Annotated in this window: 23 protein-coding genes; 2 read left to right on the top strand and 21 right to left on the bottom strand. The window is 44.4% G+C overall.

Features of this window, described 5'->3' with window-relative positions:
• Positions 1 to 15: 15 nt before the first annotated feature.
• Positions 16 to 240 (top strand): transcriptional regulator, encoded by a 225-nt coding sequence (locus tag JOC54_RS07815; protein WP_204465537.1) that lies wholly within the window; start codon positions 16 to 18, stop codon positions 238 to 240.
• 736 nt (positions 241 to 976) lie between these two features.
• On the opposite strand, the gene JOC54_RS07810 is transcribed toward JOC54_RS07815, so the two are convergent.
• The 18 genes from JOC54_RS07810 to JOC54_RS07725 form a co-directional block, all read right to left on the bottom strand.
• The gene (locus tag JOC54_RS07810; protein ID WP_367617782.1) at positions 977 to 3,139 is read right to left on the bottom strand and encodes a phage tail tape measure protein; all 2,163 of its coding nucleotides are present in this window, start codon (positions 3,137 to 3,139) and stop codon (positions 977 to 979) included.
• A 230-nt stretch (positions 3,140 to 3,369) separates the two neighbouring features.
• On the bottom strand, positions 3,370 to 4,047 hold the full coding sequence (locus tag JOC54_RS07805; protein ID WP_204465535.1) for a phage tail tape measure protein: 678 nt from the start codon (positions 4,045 to 4,047) through the stop codon (positions 3,370 to 3,372).
• The gene (locus JOC54_RS07800) at positions 4,025 to 4,393 is read right to left on the bottom strand and encodes a hypothetical protein (protein ID WP_204465533.1); all 369 of its coding nucleotides are present in this window, start codon (positions 4,391 to 4,393) and stop codon (positions 4,025 to 4,027) included. Before JOC54_RS07800 ends, JOC54_RS07805 begins: the two co-directional genes overlap by 23 nt.
• 65 nt (positions 4,394 to 4,458) lie before the next feature.
• A complete protein-coding gene (locus tag JOC54_RS07795) occupies positions 4,459 to 4,767 on the bottom strand; it encodes a hypothetical protein (RefSeq protein ID WP_204465532.1) in 309 nt (102 codons plus the stop codon).
• Positions 4,757 to 4,981, bottom strand: a complete 225-nt coding sequence (locus JOC54_RS07790; protein ID WP_204465531.1) for a hypothetical protein — start codon at positions 4,979 to 4,981, stop codon at positions 4,757 to 4,759. The genes JOC54_RS07795 and JOC54_RS07790 overlap by 11 nt, the downstream gene beginning before the upstream one ends.
• Positions 4,971 to 5,663 carry a hypothetical protein gene (locus JOC54_RS07785; protein ID WP_204465530.1) on the bottom strand — a complete coding sequence of 231 codons (693 nt, stop codon included), beginning with the start codon at positions 5,661 to 5,663 and terminating at the stop codon, positions 4,971 to 4,973. Before JOC54_RS07785 ends, JOC54_RS07790 begins: the two co-directional genes overlap by 11 nt.
• Positions 5,664 to 5,677: 14 nt before the next feature.
• Positions 5,678 to 6,442, bottom strand: coding sequence for a hypothetical protein (locus JOC54_RS07780; RefSeq protein WP_204465529.1), 765 nt, complete (start codon positions 6,440 to 6,442; stop codon positions 5,678 to 5,680).
• The gene (locus JOC54_RS07775) at positions 6,442 to 6,585 is read right to left on the bottom strand and encodes a hypothetical protein (RefSeq protein ID WP_204465528.1); all 144 of its coding nucleotides are present in this window, start codon (positions 6,583 to 6,585) and stop codon (positions 6,442 to 6,444) included. The genes JOC54_RS07780 and JOC54_RS07775 overlap by 1 nt, the downstream gene beginning before the upstream one ends.
• A 136-nt stretch (positions 6,586 to 6,721) precedes the next feature.
• Complete coding sequence (locus JOC54_RS07770) at positions 6,722 to 6,940, bottom strand: hypothetical protein (protein ID WP_204465527.1); 219 nt, start codon at positions 6,938 to 6,940, stop codon at positions 6,722 to 6,724.
• Between the two features lie 67 nt (positions 6,941 to 7,007).
• Positions 7,008 to 7,214 carry a hypothetical protein gene (locus JOC54_RS07765; RefSeq protein WP_204465525.1) on the bottom strand — a complete coding sequence of 69 codons (207 nt, stop codon included), beginning with the start codon at positions 7,212 to 7,214 and terminating at the stop codon, positions 7,008 to 7,010.
• 222 nt (positions 7,215 to 7,436) lie between these two features.
• Positions 7,437 to 7,661, bottom strand: a complete 225-nt coding sequence (locus JOC54_RS07760) for a helix-turn-helix domain-containing protein (RefSeq protein WP_204465522.1) — start codon at positions 7,659 to 7,661, stop codon at positions 7,437 to 7,439.
• 84 nt (positions 7,662 to 7,745) lie between these two features.
• Positions 7,746 to 8,249 carry a hypothetical protein gene (locus JOC54_RS07755; RefSeq protein ID WP_204465520.1) on the bottom strand — a complete coding sequence of 168 codons (504 nt, stop codon included), beginning with the start codon at positions 8,247 to 8,249 and terminating at the stop codon, positions 7,746 to 7,748.
• Positions 8,250 to 8,805: 556 nt separating this feature from the next.
• Positions 8,806 to 9,246: a helix-turn-helix domain-containing protein gene (locus JOC54_RS07750; RefSeq protein WP_204465519.1), complete on the bottom strand. Its 441-nt coding sequence runs from the start codon at positions 9,244 to 9,246 to the stop codon at positions 8,806 to 8,808.
• Positions 9,246 to 10,040 carry a ParB N-terminal domain-containing protein gene (locus JOC54_RS07745; RefSeq protein ID WP_204465518.1) on the bottom strand — a complete coding sequence of 265 codons (795 nt, stop codon included), beginning with the start codon at positions 10,038 to 10,040 and terminating at the stop codon, positions 9,246 to 9,248. The genes JOC54_RS07750 and JOC54_RS07745 overlap by 1 nt, the downstream gene beginning before the upstream one ends.
• Positions 10,041 to 10,741: 701 nt before the next feature.
• Positions 10,742 to 11,071: a hypothetical protein gene (locus JOC54_RS07740; RefSeq protein WP_204465516.1), complete on the bottom strand. Its 330-nt coding sequence runs from the start codon at positions 11,069 to 11,071 to the stop codon at positions 10,742 to 10,744.
• A 1-nt stretch (position 11,072) separates the two neighbouring features.
• Positions 11,073 to 11,462 carry a hypothetical protein gene (locus JOC54_RS07735; protein ID WP_204465515.1) on the bottom strand — a complete coding sequence of 130 codons (390 nt, stop codon included), beginning with the start codon at positions 11,460 to 11,462 and terminating at the stop codon, positions 11,073 to 11,075.
• Positions 11,463 to 11,620: 158 nt separating this feature from the next.
• On the bottom strand, positions 11,621 to 11,980 hold the full coding sequence (locus JOC54_RS07730) for a hypothetical protein (RefSeq protein WP_204465514.1): 360 nt from the start codon (positions 11,978 to 11,980) through the stop codon (positions 11,621 to 11,623).
• Positions 11,977 to 12,264, bottom strand: a complete 288-nt coding sequence (locus tag JOC54_RS07725) for a hypothetical protein (protein WP_204465513.1) — start codon at positions 12,262 to 12,264, stop codon at positions 11,977 to 11,979. Before JOC54_RS07725 ends, JOC54_RS07730 begins: the two co-directional genes overlap by 4 nt.
• Before the next feature lie 119 nt (positions 12,265 to 12,383).
• Here JOC54_RS07725 and JOC54_RS07720 point away from each other — a divergent pair, with 119 nt between their 5' ends.
• Positions 12,384 to 12,542 (top strand): DNA-binding protein, encoded by a 159-nt coding sequence (locus JOC54_RS07720; RefSeq protein ID WP_204465512.1) that lies wholly within the window; start codon positions 12,384 to 12,386, stop codon positions 12,540 to 12,542.
• 28 nt (positions 12,543 to 12,570) lie between these two features.
• On the opposite strand, the gene JOC54_RS07715 is transcribed toward JOC54_RS07720, so the two are convergent.
• The 3 genes from JOC54_RS07715 to JOC54_RS07705 all read right to left on the bottom strand — a co-directional run bounded on the left by JOC54_RS07715 (position 12,571) and on the right by JOC54_RS07705 (position 15,358).
• A complete protein-coding gene (locus JOC54_RS07715; RefSeq protein WP_204465511.1) occupies positions 12,571 to 13,269 on the bottom strand; it encodes a hypothetical protein in 699 nt (232 codons plus the stop codon).
• A 102-nt stretch (positions 13,270 to 13,371) separates the two neighbouring features.
• Complete coding sequence (locus tag JOC54_RS07710; protein ID WP_204465510.1) at positions 13,372 to 14,136, bottom strand: helix-turn-helix domain-containing protein; 765 nt, start codon at positions 14,134 to 14,136, stop codon at positions 13,372 to 13,374.
• A 166-nt stretch (positions 14,137 to 14,302) separates the two neighbouring features.
• A complete protein-coding gene (locus JOC54_RS07705) occupies positions 14,303 to 15,358 on the bottom strand; it encodes a tyrosine-type recombinase/integrase (RefSeq protein WP_204465508.1) in 1,056 nt (351 codons plus the stop codon).
• Between the last annotated feature and the right edge of the window lie 73 nt (positions 15,359 to 15,431).

The raw sequence follows: 15,431 nt of genomic DNA, 5'->3' as shown, positions 1-15,431 counted from the left end.
ATAGGAGGCGTTAGGATGTTTGGATTAGGGAAACCGCGGAGTAGATTCGGCAAATGGCTCGATAAAAATAGTATTAGTACGGTGGAGTTTGCGGAGGAAAGCGGTGTAGGACGTAACACGATCGGGATAGCCGCGAATGATAAAGACTACGTTCCCGGGGCGTCAGTTACGCGTAAGATCATGCGGACGGTGCGTACCATCGAAGAAGATGCGGAGGTTTCCGACTTTTGGCGTGTGTAGCTAGGCGCGAAAGGTACGGTGGAGCCCGACGCGTTTACGATATGGCGGAGTGCGAACGGTATAACCCCCAAAGTGAAAAATTTTTGCTCGTAAGGTAGATACGTCAGGCAAACGAGCTGGCGCGTACCCCTCCCCCCCCATACGTTCGACCCCGCCCGAGAGTTTTTCGCCTCAAATTCAATGAATATAATATACATGTTTATACAGAATTAGGTTCCGATAACCTGCATTATGTAAACTTGGTACTTCTTGAACCCTAGTCATACCAACGTTCTTCGCTTAGGTTCCGTTGTGTTGTGTTTACGCGTTTTATGCAGTCGTTAAACCCGCGCCACATCAACCTCGTATCTTTTACCGTTGACGCAAGCGATGTATAAAATCATGCATAAACAAAGCGCTCATTTGGCGTCGAAATCACGACCCCCTGAAGTGTTCGGAGGGTCACGCGTCGAGGCGCCTCGCCCGGTAATACTCTCAATCAGCTACCGCTAGACCTCGTTTATATGTTGCATTATATCGCACGAATATATGACGTAATATGAACGAATAATAGGCGAGAATACTTACGAAATATGTGGCTGTAATAGTCCGATAATAACCGACACCTATGTCGAGTTCCTTCATTATATGTCGCGAATAAAGTACACCGAATCCTCGGCTTTATTCCGTTGGTAATACGTATGTAAGAACGGGACAGAATCGCCCCGTTATATAGCGTGCAATACTCACGCAACAATTATCCTCGTCCTTGCAAAACATGACGCTTCTCTCGCGCAATATGTTCGGATGCAATTCGCCCAATTTCCTCGGCTTGCTGGCGGTTATATCGTTCGCCTCCGCTATATTCTACAGTAACGTTAATCGTCGTGTCCCCCTCGCTGTGGTAGCGTGAACCTCCGCCCATTGATCCGTTGTACCCTCCACTTACTCCGCTGACACTTGGCGGTGCAATGCTTACCGGAGATAAACGCGGTGGATCGATCTCAGTCGGCATCAAACCTACCATGGCGTCAATTGAACGCCGGACATCTCTTGTTGCTCCGTCTATGCCGTCCGCTAATCCTTTGGGAATCCACTGACCTATATCGTCGCGAAATGTACGTGATGGCGAATTAATCCTAAGAACGCTTTTAATACCGCCTACCATCGATTCGCCTACGCCTTTAACCGTTTCAACGACTGAGCCAACCATGCTTCCGATCCCATCAATTAAGCCTTGAATGATGTTCGCACCTATCTCGTATAGATCGATCTTCTCGAAAAAGCCCTCAATATTATTCCATATATCTTGCGCGATTCCGCTTATAGCTTCCCAAGCGCCTTCCCAATCTCCCTTGATTAAGGACATAGCAGCATCAATGATACCTTTTACAATATCAATAGCCGTTTGAACGTACATTTCAATTAGTCCCCAAGCTATTTGAACTATTCCAGAAATGATAGGCCAAACAACTTCAAATATACCTTTTATGATGTTAAGAACTCCGCTTATCTTTGTTTGGATCACTTCGAGCGCAGTTGCAATAATATCTTTAACTGACTCAAAAGCCCATGTAACGATAGCCATAATTGTCTCGCCATGTTTATCCCATATCTCAGATATAGCGCTCGTAACGGAATCAATGACACCTCGAACGGTCTCGATTACTGTTTCAACTACGTTCTGAATAGTTTCCCACGCGGAAGTAACGAAATTTATCACTGTCTCTCCGTGTTCATCCCATAAGTTAGTAATTGTAGTTAAAACCGCTTGGATTATAAACCAAATAAACTCGATCGCAGCCATTACACCTGCTTTAATTATTTCGTAAGCTCCAATTAAAGTTGCAGTAATCGTTTCTCCATGAGTAGTAAGAAAGTCTTGTACAAAAGTTAAGCCCGCCATGATTACCCCGCTTACGTAATCAATAACGGTTGTAATCAATTCGCTTATAAAAGTAAAGGCACCGCCAAAGACGTCAACAATAACCGATCCGGCACCTGCGAAGTCTTCTTTAATGTATTCTATTACTGGCGATATGATTGCCATTATCTGACCGAAGACCTGCGTTATGATGTCCCATATCGCTGTCAACGCGGTTGTGATCGACTCAACTACGCTATTCCAAGCCCCTTGCACCTTATCGCGAAATTCTTCGTTAGTCTTATACAGATAGACGAAGATCGCAATTAGACCGGCTATGGCGCCGATAATGAGCGTTATTGGACCGAACAGTGTCGCGATGATAGCTTTAATGACCGCGAACGACCCTCCTGCCGCCGCAACCGCCGCAGTTACCTTCGTAAACAGTAAGCCAATTGCCGAGAATCCACCCACTATTGACGGAATCATCCCGACTAGAATCATCAATGGACCGACCAACAACAAAAAAGCCGCCACTCCGGCAGCAATCCACGTAATAACAGATTTAGTTGAATCGCTAAGGTTGTTGAACAAGGTTACTAAGCCTGTCAATAAATCCGCAACCGCTCGGACAACTGGTGATAACGTGTCACCGATGGAGATAGCCGCGCCCTCTATCGCAGACTTAAGGTACAAGAACGAGCCTCCGAGGTTATCGAGCTGTTTGTTTGCGATCTCCTCCGCTACTCCCCCACTGTTTTCTAGTTCCTCAGTAAACTCACGCATCGTCTCCGGTCCGACGTCCATTAACGCCAAGAATGACGCGGAAGCACGGGAACCAACGAGCGTTTTAATAGCCGCTAGTTTCTGAGCCTGACCCATTCCGTCAGTAGCAGCGGTTACGTTCTCGACTATATCCGCAAGGGACTTCATAGAGCCATCCGCGTTGACTACTTCAATTCCTAGCTCTTTCATGAGTTTCGAAGCCGCGGGAACTGGACCGGAGAACCTTTCGATCATCCCACGTAACGAGGTACCCGCCATACTTGCCTGTATACCAGCATTCTTTTTCTTATGAGCGACCGTTTAAATCGCTCCTTACCTTTCGATAAGAGTCGGACTATATCATTACCCTCGGCTTCACGTTAGGGTATCGCGCGCTCTTGGACGTTTCTTCCGGTCTGGAATACTCCGTCTAGTCTCTGAACCTTCCGCCTATTCCTAGTCGGCTTGGATGCTGATTAGCGTAGCTTGCGCCGTAGCCTTCCAGCAGTTCACGCGATAGTTTATGCCGCGAGTTTCCCCACGACCGGGCAATGCTTACCCAAAAGACCAGTAGCCGCCGCCATTTCTTCGAGCGAGTAGCCCGCCGCAGCAGCGTTCGGTCCTACATACTTAAGAGTTTCGCCAATATCGGTGAGCGTGACGTTACTACTCGTAAAAGCAGCCGTCAATACGTCCGCTACCTTTCCGGTGTCCTTCGCAGCGATACCGAATGATTGCAGGATGTTCGATGTTATATCGGCAGTTTCGCCTAAGTCCATCTGACCAGCCGCAGCGGTATTAAGGAGTCCAGAAAGGGCATCCATCGATTCCGAAGCAGAATAGCCCGCCATACTGAGAAAGGAAAGTGCCTCTGCGCTTTGTGTAGATGTGAAGGAAGTTGTGCGACCCATCTCTTTTGCGGTCTCGGTCAACTGCCTAAGCTCGTCGTCGGTCGCTCCCGACAAAGCGCCTACCCTCGCCATTTCCGTCTGGAAATCCATCGAAGTTTTAACAGCGAAGCCAAGTCCACCAGCCAGCGCCACTCCAGCACCGGTAACGACCTTTCCCGCGGTCCCAATCGCTTTAAATCCCGCCTCGGCATCGGAAGAGAACGTCTTTAGTTGCGACTGCGCTTCGCTGATCCCCTTGCTGAGTCCCGATATGTCCCCGCCAATCTTAACTAATATTTCGTGATTCAATATCGCGCACCGCCTTGCCTAAAACGGTAATAGCGTAAAGTGACATCATCCCGTCTGCTTCCTTCGATAGCTCCGCGGCTTTAGCGTTGTTTGTGCCCTTTGCCGCAATTTCTAAACTTTTCGCTAACAACTCGAACCCTTTACGTAGACGACTGAAGTGGTATCGCTCTCCGACTGGCAAACGAAGTTTCTTTAGTTTCTGTTCGCCAACTCTTACGCGTTCAGCGGCTTCCGTCGCGATCTTCTTAATGTCCGGGTTGGGTGCGGACCCCTCGCGGTATACATGACGTCTGACAGCAAGATAGTGATTTTCAATGATTAGCTCTAAGTCTCTTTTTGTGTTCATTTTTACCTCTCCTTTGACTTTGATTAACTTTGACCTTTATGATAAAAATAAAAAAGCCCGCTGTATTAGCGAGCCTTAAACGTAACCTCTTTAATTTCCTTATGAACTGAATATTTATCATTTAAATACTGTTGGATGCTTTCGGGTGTCTCGAAGCCTTCTGCTTCAATAATAACGACACTAACGTCTTTCAGTCTTCCAGCAGCCAGCCTATAAAACCCGGATTGAAGCGAGATTTCAGCAAGATCAATATAAGACTTATTAGTGTAGGCTGTAGTTGTAACATTCTCTCCTATCTTAATTTCAGTAGAAATATTGTGGTGGTATGTCGCATTCGGTCCTTCATTCTCTTTAAAAGTCAATTTAATTTCCATAATCAAGCCCCTTTGTGTGCTTTATTTTGCCTTCTTGTTTCAATTTCCTATATAGTTGAGCGCCATCGTTCGCTCGATCTATTGGAATTGGTTTTGCACGCCCCGGACCCGGATTACCAAAAAGTTTGAATGATGGGTCAACGCCGCTATACGAGTCTTCTCGCGATTTCTGTACTTTTGAGTTTACCTTGCTCTCAAACTCGTTACTTGCCATAGTTTTCTACCGTCTTCATAGTCTCGTATGCGCGGAAAGGACTGAACGATGTAGGTAGTTCACGCAAAATCTTGCAATTAAGAATTGCTTTTCCAGCACTATTAGCATACTTAGCAAACGGTTCTAGATATGGTTGATACTCTTTGGGAATGTATGTCTTAATACTCGGATAAGATAAGGCAAAAGCGTGCTTCTCTTCGTCTGACGCCGATTTTAGTCGAGCAATGAGTATATGTGATAGGTCGTCGCTGTTTATACCACTTGCAAACTGAGCCTTTACAGAATCAACGAAGCTCTGCGCATCAGGTGAAACGTCTACACTGAAAGCCTTTCCCGCCTCAATGCGATAATTAGCCTCTAATTCGACCGCATATTCCTCTTTTTTAGCTGAAATATAGTCGTCTAGCTCTTGTCTCACGGATTTCAACTGGTATTGGCGCTCACTCTCGTTAGAATCGTAGCGCTCTGACGTCTTAATCTCGTCGCGCTTCGCCTTGTAACGCTTAACCGCCTGCTCTGCATCGGATTTATAAGCGGATAGATACGGGAAATCAATATTCGCAGCTTTACCGCTAGTAACGAGCTGGTCAGCTTCTTCGTTTGAGAAGCTATAAATTCGATTTTCGTCGTATGTCCTACCCTGTTCATCATGACTACTTAACATAAATACTTGTTTTTCCATAAAAACGCCTCCAATTATTGTTTTATTTGTCCTTTTTCTGCCGCATCCAATTGCTCTTTGTCATGTATAAAGTAGATGGTTGCGCCATTTTCATTTCTAAATGTCTTAAGACTGTCCACACCACCCGAATACTTCGTGGCTTTATGATCCTCTAGCTTTACAATTTCACGACGTATTAAATTTAGTTCGTTCTGTACTGAGTCAATTTCAGACTGATTAGAAGCTTTACCGCCTATAGAAGGAGTAATTTTATATAGCTCATGTCCGAGACGTTCTTGCTCACGTCTAAGATAATCGACCCGCTGATTGAAAGGTGAGGATAGAATCTTTATCAAATCCTGAGCCTCCATTACCTCAGCATCATTCCTCGCCTTAATGTCATAATAATTTTTCTGTGCTTCTAAAAACGTCTTTTTGGCTTCTTCAATCTTATCTAGCGCTTTAACGGATGCCTCTTTGTTGGTAGCCGAGCTGTTTTTTAACTCTTGTCGTATCTTTTCTATTTCTTCAACTCGCGAATCATAGTCACCATCACTAGATTTATTTTTGTAAGAAGCTAACGCATCTAATTCTAGTTGGGCGGTTTCTATTGAACTTTCTAGCTTCTGTATTGGTTTAGGATCGTAAGGTTTCTCAGGATCGAAAGACGCCAATAAATCTTCTTTCTCTTGTTTCAGCTCTTCAATTTTCGTTTTAATTGCTCCTTGCCTATTGAATAAGGATTGCCGCTTCTCCTCAATACCACTTAGGAAATTCTTAGCCGTCGTAAATAATCCCATTAGTTAAATCCTCCTCTAGTTCCATAACCGATTCCTTTGATATGTTCGAGTGCTTCTAAAGCGACTGGATCGCCTCTCCATGTAAATTGCTCATGCCACACATGAGGTTCTTTATATTTCTTTTTCCATTTTTTATTTCTCACCTGATTGCCTCCTATAAATTAAATAATGGTTTAATGATGTATTGAAATGCTAACCCAACACCAATTGTTAGTATCAATAAAGTACAAACACCTACAATAATCTGTGATAAGATTAGACCAAATTTGTTGATATCCATTATTCCGCCTCCTCTCTTAGCATGTAATTTAATTCCGCCAGCTTCGCCTCTACGCGACTTTTGACGCTTGCCGTTACCCCGGAATGAGTCTTTCGCGGATGCTCCATTACTTCAAACGCCAACTGCTCGCCTGTCTCCGCGCACACTAGCTCATATACCGACTGATAGACGCCGACTCCCGCCACTTTTATCTCGAACTTTAACTTTGCTTCCCGCATAGATACCGCCTCCGTTTGTTAATAGTTTGACGCCATAAAACGGCTTACTAAGGTATTTGGTTCCGCGCTAATCAAACGTTGCTGTATCGTGCTTAAAACAAGGCGAGATCACGCATTTACGCTTCGAAAGATTAACTGTTACGTCTGTTTTTCGCCATACCTTCGCGACTTCTCGTACGTTTACGATCCGCAGCGCAATCCGGGCAATATTTCTGCCGATTCGATTTACGTTCGAAAGTGTCCGAACAGGCAGCGCAGGTTTTAACGTCGTCATAGACCGCGCCTCTTTGCGTCCAGTAGCGACGTTTTAGTGCTTCGTCCATTTCGAGAACAGCGTTTTGAAAGTAAATACAGCGCATCGGCTGACACGGCGCGTCGAGTACGTAGCACGTATTATCTGCGTTGTTATGGTTCGCGCAACCCGTGCGGGCTAATTTGTAAAACTCGTTATCACTCAATAGTCACCTCTTGCAATCTCCCTTCAATTGACATATAATTAAAATGGGTTACTTTGTAGTTTTTCGTATTGATCGAAATAAGTAAAATAAGATTCATCTAATGGATATTCCTGTGCTAACTTCGCGCGCACCTTATCACTTATATTTCTACGTCCTGTCTCAATAGCTTCAACCGACGAGGTAGACACTCCTAAAATAGAGGCAAATTCTTTTTGTGTTAGTCCCTCTTTTAATCGAAGTGCTCTAAATATCTCTCTATTCATTTCCTTCCCTCCCTTTCCTTACATAATGGTTAAATAAAATATTCATAGTTAGATAATTACCGCGCGCCAGTAATCATCCCTACATTAACTTATGGTTTTCTCTGTCCTTAAATCGGGCATTTTCTTCGCGTCTAACTGGCATTGCGACAGGTTTTTTGACGTACTCGCCGGCTGGCAATCGCAGCTAATCATACGTAAGTCATGAGCGTAAAAGGCGCCGCCACAGACGTCACATTCTCGGACTCTTGCGAGGTCTAATCGCTTAATCTTACCGACTACCTTCAACGGTTTTAGCCCGCGTTCTTCCGCCCAATCAGCCGCATAGTGACCAGCGTACATTTTCACATGCCGCAAGCTAGATCGGAACTCCTTGACCGTTGGCGGATCGATGCGCGGTTCCTCCTGTTTGATTTGATCTTCCGTTACTACAAAGCGCGGAATCTGCTTTCCTTCGGTGAGTCCGTCCTCCCATCCTTGAAAGTAAATGTGCCTCTCGTTTTCCTTGCGTCGCTTCGTTCGGGCGACTTCCATTTCTTGCGACCAGACCGGATACTCTTCGGCTTTCTCCGTAGACGTCAGCGGTCGCATGATAAAATCGCCGAGAACTTCCATTAGTGTGACGGACGCCTGTTTTACTTTCTTACGCGTAGCAGGATGAACGATAAACGGCTTGTCCAACGCGACCGAATCTACTGGCTGCATGGCTAGGAATTCCGCAACCAATTCGTTCCGGGCGTCTGTACCCGTAGGTTTCGTGTAGTGAGCGTCCCAAAATTTTCTAACGGCGTCCTGTAGCGCTTTTTCGCCTCGGGTCGGGCGATCGATGCGTTTACGTGTTTTCTCAGCGTTGTACATGCGAGTTCCCCTTTCGTGAGTAAAAGTTGGCGTCCCAAGCGGGACAGGCGAGCGGTGGCGTTACATTCTTTTATCGCGTTCGCTCTTTCTCTTATATTTAAAGATTTTCGCGGTTTCTATGGCTAAGGAAAGTGTTCTTCTTGACGCAAGCTGAGGGAAGTGGTCTTCTTCCCGAATTGCCTTTGCAATTACTTTAAATCTTGTTTATTAAATCTAGTTACTAAATATAGTTAACCGGGAAAAAGTTCCGACGTCATAAGGAAAATTTCCTCATACATACCGGGAAAATTTACCGGTACCACTTACTCCTTGCCCAATTTTCGGCGCCCCGCATACGCTCGTCCGACTCTTTTTTAACCACATCTTTATATCTTCGTTCAGCTTCGGGAGCCTGCGCCCACAATTCCTCTTGCGTAAGTGGGACAAGCGGGACATAAACTTTTGTTGGCGCCTCCTCCTCGTAATCAATCAACTTAACCTCGCGCAGCTTTCGAAGGTGATTCCGTAAGGTTTTTAGGTCCTTGCCGTATAGCCGCGCCAACCTTAGTTGCGATGGATAGGCGAAGCCTTTTTCTACGCTGAAATGATCGACAATTAGCGCGTATAGATAATTCATTTCGGCTTTGTAGCCGCTTATATAAACGTAGTGAGCAAGATTAGACGGTAGCTTAATAAAAAAGGAATCGTCCATCGGCTCAGTTTTTACGTATACTTTATGACTCCCCTCCACTAGGACACCTCCTTGTATAGTTGCTCGAATAATTCCCGCGATGCGTTATAGCGTTGCGATAACCAAGTAGAATCGGGATTGTCCGGATGAGCTTTCCCCTGCGCCTTTCGAAGCGATCTTCTTATCTCCGTGGCTGACGCTTCTTCTCTCTCGCCCACAAACTGCGCAAACACTCTTAGCCCGTTGTCGCTTCCTCCTGCGAACAATCTTGCAGAAAGTAGGTCCATTTCAAGCCGTTCGATGGTCCGTTCTTGGATTCTCTTTTGTTCTTTCAATGTTTGAATCTCCTTTCTAAGCGCTAGATTCTCATCTTGTGCTTGCGCGAGTTTTTCTTCACCCTTAGAAGGAGCTTTCTTTTTGTCAGGCTTACTATCACTTGTTTCGTTTAACCATCTTTCTATCGTACTTTTACCGACTCCTACATGTTCCGCTATCTTCCTATACGGTAGCTTATGGTCCTTACGTAACTTAAAAGCTTGCGCTTTCCTTTCTGCTTGCGTGATATTCCTCCTCGCTGAATTAGCTCTATATGCTATTTCAAGTTTCTCATCTTCCGATAGATCGAACTGAACATTTACGATTGCAAATTGTATGTTTAGCTTTTTCAATGCTCTTAGGCGGTGGTGCCCATCCAAAACCACATATTCCTCATCAACAATGATAGGGTTGTGTTGTCCGTGTTCGTTAATATCCGCCTCAAACTGTTCGTAAGTGCCTGCGTCCATCTCTGACCAAACTTGAAAATCAGAAACCTTTAGCTTAGCAACCTCTACTTTTTCATAATTGTTAACCACAGCAATCATCCTCTCGTTTTTTTGTTCAAAAGAAGTTCCCTATACTTACTGTATTGGATTGATACATTAGCAATTGGGACAAATATTTGGTTTTCGGGACAAAAGTATGATAAAAATATTTCTTATATTTATATAAACAACTAGAATTCTGGTTTCGCACAACTTAACACTAATTAACCCCCTTATATAATTTTGACGTATGCCAAATCGATATCGCACACCAAAAATTAAAAACTATACTAAATTATGTCCGGTGACTTATTGTTTTCGGACACTTATTCACTAAAATCATCTAATAATTACTACAACCTCCGAATTAAAAACGTGCACTTCTCGTCCCATTTGGGACAAATCTGATTTTCACTAAAAAAGTCTATACTAGTTATGCTATGTGACTTGGGCTTTTGGGTCATTTTTCACAAAAATTTTTTTTCGCAGATTCATTTAATACTACGACAGTCAACTTAGATTCGTGTACTTACGAAGAAAATACCTATACTAGTTATGCTATGTGACTTGGCTTCGTGGTTCACTTTTTTTTGAGAATTTTTCCTTATACTTATATATACGATGTGACTTTGCCTTTTCGCACACTTTTAATAAAACTTTTCGCTTATACTAATTATGTCCGGTGACTTATTGTTTTCGGACACTTCAAGCATAAAAAAAGACCTCCCCACCCGGAGAAGTCGTCGATTTGCCTATACAATTTCTTTTTCAAGCAGTCTCGCCTTTCTTAAATCGTTTTGTATGCGTACTCTATTCTCTTCCGCGCGCTTTAGCCTGTCCTTAACCTCGTCCCACTCATGTTTGAACATATCCCTAAGCGGTAGAAGCTGAACGACTCGCTCCTTTACTTCGCGACGCGCCTTAAGCATCATTTCTAACTCCTCGGCGTTCTGAGCGATGTGGTTACGATCTTGCAGAAGCTTGATGCGCTTATCTATCATACTTTGACGCGTGTTATAGTAGTTGAAATCCTCTTCAAGTTGCGTTTTCAAGTTTTCAAGCTCCCGGTAGAAGTTTCTCATTTCAAACAACTCCTCTTAGTCTAGAACCTTTAGTATCCATTTTAAGAAATCCGGATAGACGCAAATCGTTACCACCTATCTCACCACGCTCAGCTACGATGAAATCAAACAAGGATGCTGAATTAAGCTTCCGATGCCAACTAGTAGCATCATTTAGATTAAATTTAGTCGGATCTGAAATAGTTGCCAAGTGAATGTCGGTATCAGAGTCGGTTTGGTAAGTACCGTTCATTTCGTTTACAAGATAAGTATTGAGCATCAAACCGTTATCCTCTACCCAATAAACTACTTTTGATTCCTCAGAAAGATACCCGTCATAAATATCAACACATACAGCCCCATTCCACTCAATAAGAACCGTTTGAACTTTCACTTTGGTTAATTTAGGCATTATAGAACCCTCCATTTTTATGTTCTGTGCATCGTTTACTAAGTTCCGTCTTGTACGCCACCAACCGCGCGTTCCTGCGCTTCTTCTGCGTTCTGTCCTGCCGCACCACATCCGTAAAGTTCTCGTTCGTCTTCCGCAAATAGTAAGCTATCCGCGCGTCAAGGCTTTTCATCGAGAAGCGCCTCCAATCCGTAATTAAGTTCGGGGTCGCGCAGAGCCATTTCGTATAGGAAGCGGAGTAAGGACGTCTCTAGCAATTTCCGCCGCAATTCGTAAAATTCAGCATCCGAAAACGTCGCCGGGTCCACGGTTGCAATAACGACCTCACCGCCTACCTCGAATATGTCATTACGCCACTTCGCCGTAATATCAGCTTGTATTAGCTCGCGGTGCCAGTCGGAAACGAAATACACAACGCTCTCGCCTTCGTTAAACCACGCGTCATATGTGAACACTAGGTACGGCTCGCCTGCGTAGTTCTGAAAGGCGGTGACTTTGCGCCATTCCCCGCGGCTCACGACGTTGGCTCCGCATCGACCGCGAGGATCGAAAGTAGCTCAATCGCCTCGTAAGCGTCAATATCGTCGATTACCGCCCGCATCTGCGGCGTCCATGCGAAGGGCACCGTATGAGGTCCGAAGCAAAGCTCCGCATCTTCGTCGTCGTAAACCTTGACGCTGATTACGTCTGTTATTTCGTATGTAGCGATTACGATTGATGGCGAACCATCCTCGAAAGATACGATCTCGTACTCGTCAAACGGAATTGGTGCCGGTTTTGGTCCTAGTGATAAAACTGCCATTTTTAACACTCCTTAGTGAAAGTTGTATTTTCTTGTTGATATTAAGATACCATGGTGGTATCACTTTGTCTACACTAAATTTAAATTTTATGATATATTTATTTTGGGAGGTGTTTTTGTTGGCAATTGGTCCTGATAAAGCAAGAACTAACATCACGTTTGACATAGACCTAAAAAATAAGCTTACCAAGATGGCTAAAGAGGATAATCGCAGCTTAAATAACCTAGTCATTAAGGTATTACAGGACTATGTAAGAGAAAGAGAAAAGAATACATAGCTAAAGCCCCGCAATCGCGAGGCTCTTTTTAATTACTGAATGTAGGATGCTCCCAATAAGTATCTGCAACTGATGGGAGGTTATCATATAAGAAATTATCAAAATTTAACATATCAAGCGTTTCGCCGGATAGATTAATACGCAAGACCTCTCCGTCTTCTTCATTTCCGTACGTATCAACTAGTGGCATCTGCCATGACATCATAAGATCATGTATTTCAATCTCGCTATTCTTAAATGCCTCAGCTATTTTTTCAGAATCAATCAGCATTCCCTTATAAATCATGTTCTTTGTTAGATTATCGCTACCATTAATAGTAAGTAAAACCACTTTCGAATCGTTCTCAGGGTAATTATTGACCTCGATATTTGCGAGCATACCGTCTTTAAGGACGTCATTAGCCGTATTTGTCGCGATTTCTAGAGGGGTCAAAGGTTCTTCTTCTATATCTTTTTGCTCGTCGACTTCTTCGGTTTCTTCTATTACAGGTTCGTCCTCTTCCTCTTCTTCCACCGCCGGCTCTACTTCATTTTCCGCGGATGCCTCTGCCGGATCGTCGCTATTACCGCCACCAGTTAGACCAACCGCGAGGAATAACACAATGGTGGGCACGCCAAAACGTAGCATAGCTCCTTTTTTACTGACTTTAAATTTCTCAGGATTTTTGTATGCAAGAACAGAGAGTACAAAAAAGGAAATAAATAGAATTACAAAAATAGTTTGCATGAATATAGCCCCCTTATGATTTTATCCTAACATAAAATAATACAAAATTATCATAAATTTTACAGACGATTACAGACGGCAAAAGGACGAAACTAGGACGCTTTAACGTAACCAATCCATAAACGGTTGATCTGCCGCCACCTCTCGCCTTTTTTGCTCCGTCAATACCTGCCGGAATGTCCCGTAGACGTACGCATACAAATCGCCCTTGATCCGCTTCGTTTTCAGCGCAAACACCACCGTCTTAAGCGTTCGACAAACAAGCCCGTCATACTCCCGCAGCGGCGCCAGTAGATTCGCTTTTTCATAGGCAAGCTGAATACGTTGATGTACCTTGCTTATCTTCTCCGCGCCAAAGAACGGGGCTAACGTCTTTATGACCGCCTCTGAAACGTAATCAGGCGCAAATTCGGCTGGCAAATCGATAGCATTCCCCTCGCGCGCTACGTCTTTACTAACTCTTTTTTGTGCTTCGGTGCTTAAATTTGCTTCGGCGGGTTCAAACGACGGTTCATCGCCCGCCGCAGCGCTACTTTCAGCGATTTCCGGCGCGGACACTTCTGCGGACAGAAAGCGGACAACCGCGAGCTTGCCGACCTTAAGACGATCGATGACGCCGCACTTTTCTAGCCGCGCGAGTGAACGTCTGACCGTCCGCTCCGACTTCGCTATTAAACCCGCCATTGTGTCCGTCCGTAGCCAACTAACACCGGGCACGCGGCAGGAATGACCGCCGAGAAGACGAATAAGAGCGTGGTCCGTCGCGTTTAATGGTAACGTTGGATCATCTAAAGTTGCGTAGATGGTGCCGTTTAGAGTCGCTACGTCCGCGTGGGTTGCATATTGCCGTAATTTATCAATGTACATTCGTTTCCCCTCCGAGTGAGGGCGCTTACTTAAAAATGGCATCACTTAATAAACTTCTATTGACCTATTTTTGAAAAATTGATACAATAAAAGAAAGAGTAGAGAGTGTGTGCCCGCCAGTTGTTCCAGCAACTAGCATTAAGGGTGCGCCTCTTTTTTTGTTTAATTATCTTTTTCTTGGCTTGTTCATTTTTCCTATTACTTGATTCATTGGCGAATGTCTTTCATGAGACTTCGCGATGCTTCTTCCAGTTAAATGTGTGTATCTTTCGGTCATTCTTAAATCCGCATGTCCTAATATCATCTGTAGTCTTCTTATATCCCCTTCTGCCTCTAAGTACCAAGTCGCTCCCGTGTGCCTAAATAAGTGAGGATAAAAATACCGCTTCATGCCTGCTTTTTCCGCGTAACGTCTTAACTGAGTCCGAAAATGGTTCGTTGTTAAGCGCTCACCGTAATTCGCCACGAATACATATTCCGTATTAAATTCTCGATTCTCTTCGATCAACTCGCGCAGCATCTTGCCAGTACGTCTCTGAAACGGAACAACGCGAGACTTCCGATTCTTAGCAAACTCCGCGCTTATCCTAACGAAGTTCTGCGAAAAATCAAAGTCTTGCTCGCGAAGGTTCACCGCCTCATTAATGCGACACATTGAATCGAGCAGAAACGTCGATAGAACGTAATCTCTAAACTCCGAAAAGTTCCGCTGGTCAAGCGAAGAAAAGAAATGCCTAACCTCATCCGGCGACATTATTTCAATTCGCTTTTCTGTGTATTTAACCGCGTCGACCTTATCAAGTGGGGAACTGTCAATAAGCTCGTAGTCCATTGCATAGGCGTAAACCTGCCGCAGATTCTTAATGACGTCATTAGCTGTCCGCGGAGAAAGTCCCAACGTTTGATGCTCTTTCTTCTTGAATCGGTGTTTATCAAATTTAATATGATCCTCTAGCATGTAAACAATAAAATCTTGGAAATCTTCGGCTGTAAGCTTCTGCATGTCCATTTTCTCGCCTGTTACCGCTTCATAAGAGCGAACGATGCTTAGACGGCTCTTATACGACTCTAAAGTCCCTTGCGCACGTCCGGCGGCTTTCTTCGCGTGTATAAATCGCTCAAATACATCGATTAGGTTCGTAGTTGTCTTCCGCGCTATGACGCCAGATCGGACGTTCTTCTTCGTACGTCCCTTTCGTTTATCCGCGTTAACTGATTGCAACGCAAAAACGCCCCCTATCATCGGTAAGTCACCGGATAGAAGGCGTTCAGATTATCGTTTATATGAGCGAGAC

It is taken from the genome of Shouchella xiaoxiensis (genome assembly GCF_016907895.1).
Classification (GTDB): domain Bacteria; phylum Bacillota; class Bacilli; order Bacillales; family Bacillaceae_D; genus Shouchella; species Shouchella xiaoxiensis.
Note: the sequence above shows the minus strand (reverse complement) of the source record. Positions and strands in the feature narration are given on the sequence as shown.

What these genes read in the sequence shown, in the direction of transcription:
- JOC54_RS07770 (WP_204465527.1), bottom strand. Translation starts at nt 6,940, where the DNA reads ATGCGGGAAGCAAAGTTAAAGTTCGAGATAAAAGTGGCGGGAGTCGGC.
- JOC54_RS07760 (WP_204465522.1), bottom strand. Translation starts at nt 7,661, where the DNA reads ATGAATAGAGAGATATTTAGAGCACTTCGATTAAAAGAGGGACTAACA.
- JOC54_RS07780 (WP_204465529.1), bottom strand. Translation starts at nt 6,442, where the DNA reads ATGGGATTATTTACGACGGCTAAGAATTTCCTAAGTGGTATTGAGGAG.
- JOC54_RS07740 (WP_204465516.1), bottom strand. Translation starts at nt 11,071, where the DNA reads ATGAGAAACTTCTACCGGGAGCTTGAAAACTTGAAAACGCAACTTGAA.
- JOC54_RS07765 (WP_204465525.1), bottom strand. Translation starts at nt 7,214, where the DNA reads ATGACGACGTTAAAACCTGCGCTGCCTGTTCGGACACTTTCGAACGTA.
- JOC54_RS07755 (WP_204465520.1), bottom strand. Translation starts at nt 8,249, where the DNA reads ATGCGACCGCTGACGTCTACGGAGAAAGCCGAAGAGTATCCGGTCTGG.
- JOC54_RS07815 (WP_204465537.1), top strand. Translation starts at nt 16, where the DNA reads ATGTTTGGATTAGGGAAACCGCGGAGTAGATTCGGCAAATGGCTCGAT.
- JOC54_RS07795 (WP_204465532.1), bottom strand. Translation starts at nt 4,767, where the DNA reads ATGGAAATTAAATTGACTTTTAAAGAGAATGAAGGACCGAATGCGACA.
- JOC54_RS07800 (WP_204465533.1), bottom strand. Translation starts at nt 4,393, where the DNA reads ATGAACACAAAAAGAGACTTAGAGCTAATCATTGAAAATCACTATCTT.
- JOC54_RS07785 (WP_204465530.1), bottom strand. Translation starts at nt 5,663, where the DNA reads ATGGAAAAACAAGTATTTATGTTAAGTAGTCATGATGAACAGGGTAGG.
- JOC54_RS07715 (WP_204465511.1), bottom strand. Translation starts at nt 13,269, where the DNA reads ATGCAAACTATTTTTGTAATTCTATTTATTTCCTTTTTTGTACTCTCT.
- JOC54_RS07790 (WP_204465531.1), bottom strand. Translation starts at nt 4,981, where the DNA reads ATGGCAAGTAACGAGTTTGAGAGCAAGGTAAACTCAAAAGTACAGAAA.
- JOC54_RS07710 (WP_204465510.1), bottom strand. Translation starts at nt 14,136, where the DNA reads ATGTACATTGATAAATTACGGCAATATGCAACCCACGCGGACGTAGCG.
- JOC54_RS07735 (WP_204465515.1), bottom strand. Translation starts at nt 11,462, where the DNA reads ATGCCTAAATTAACCAAAGTGAAAGTTCAAACGGTTCTTATTGAGTGG.
- JOC54_RS07725 (WP_204465513.1), bottom strand. Translation starts at nt 12,264, where the DNA reads ATGGCAGTTTTATCACTAGGACCAAAACCGGCACCAATTCCGTTTGAC.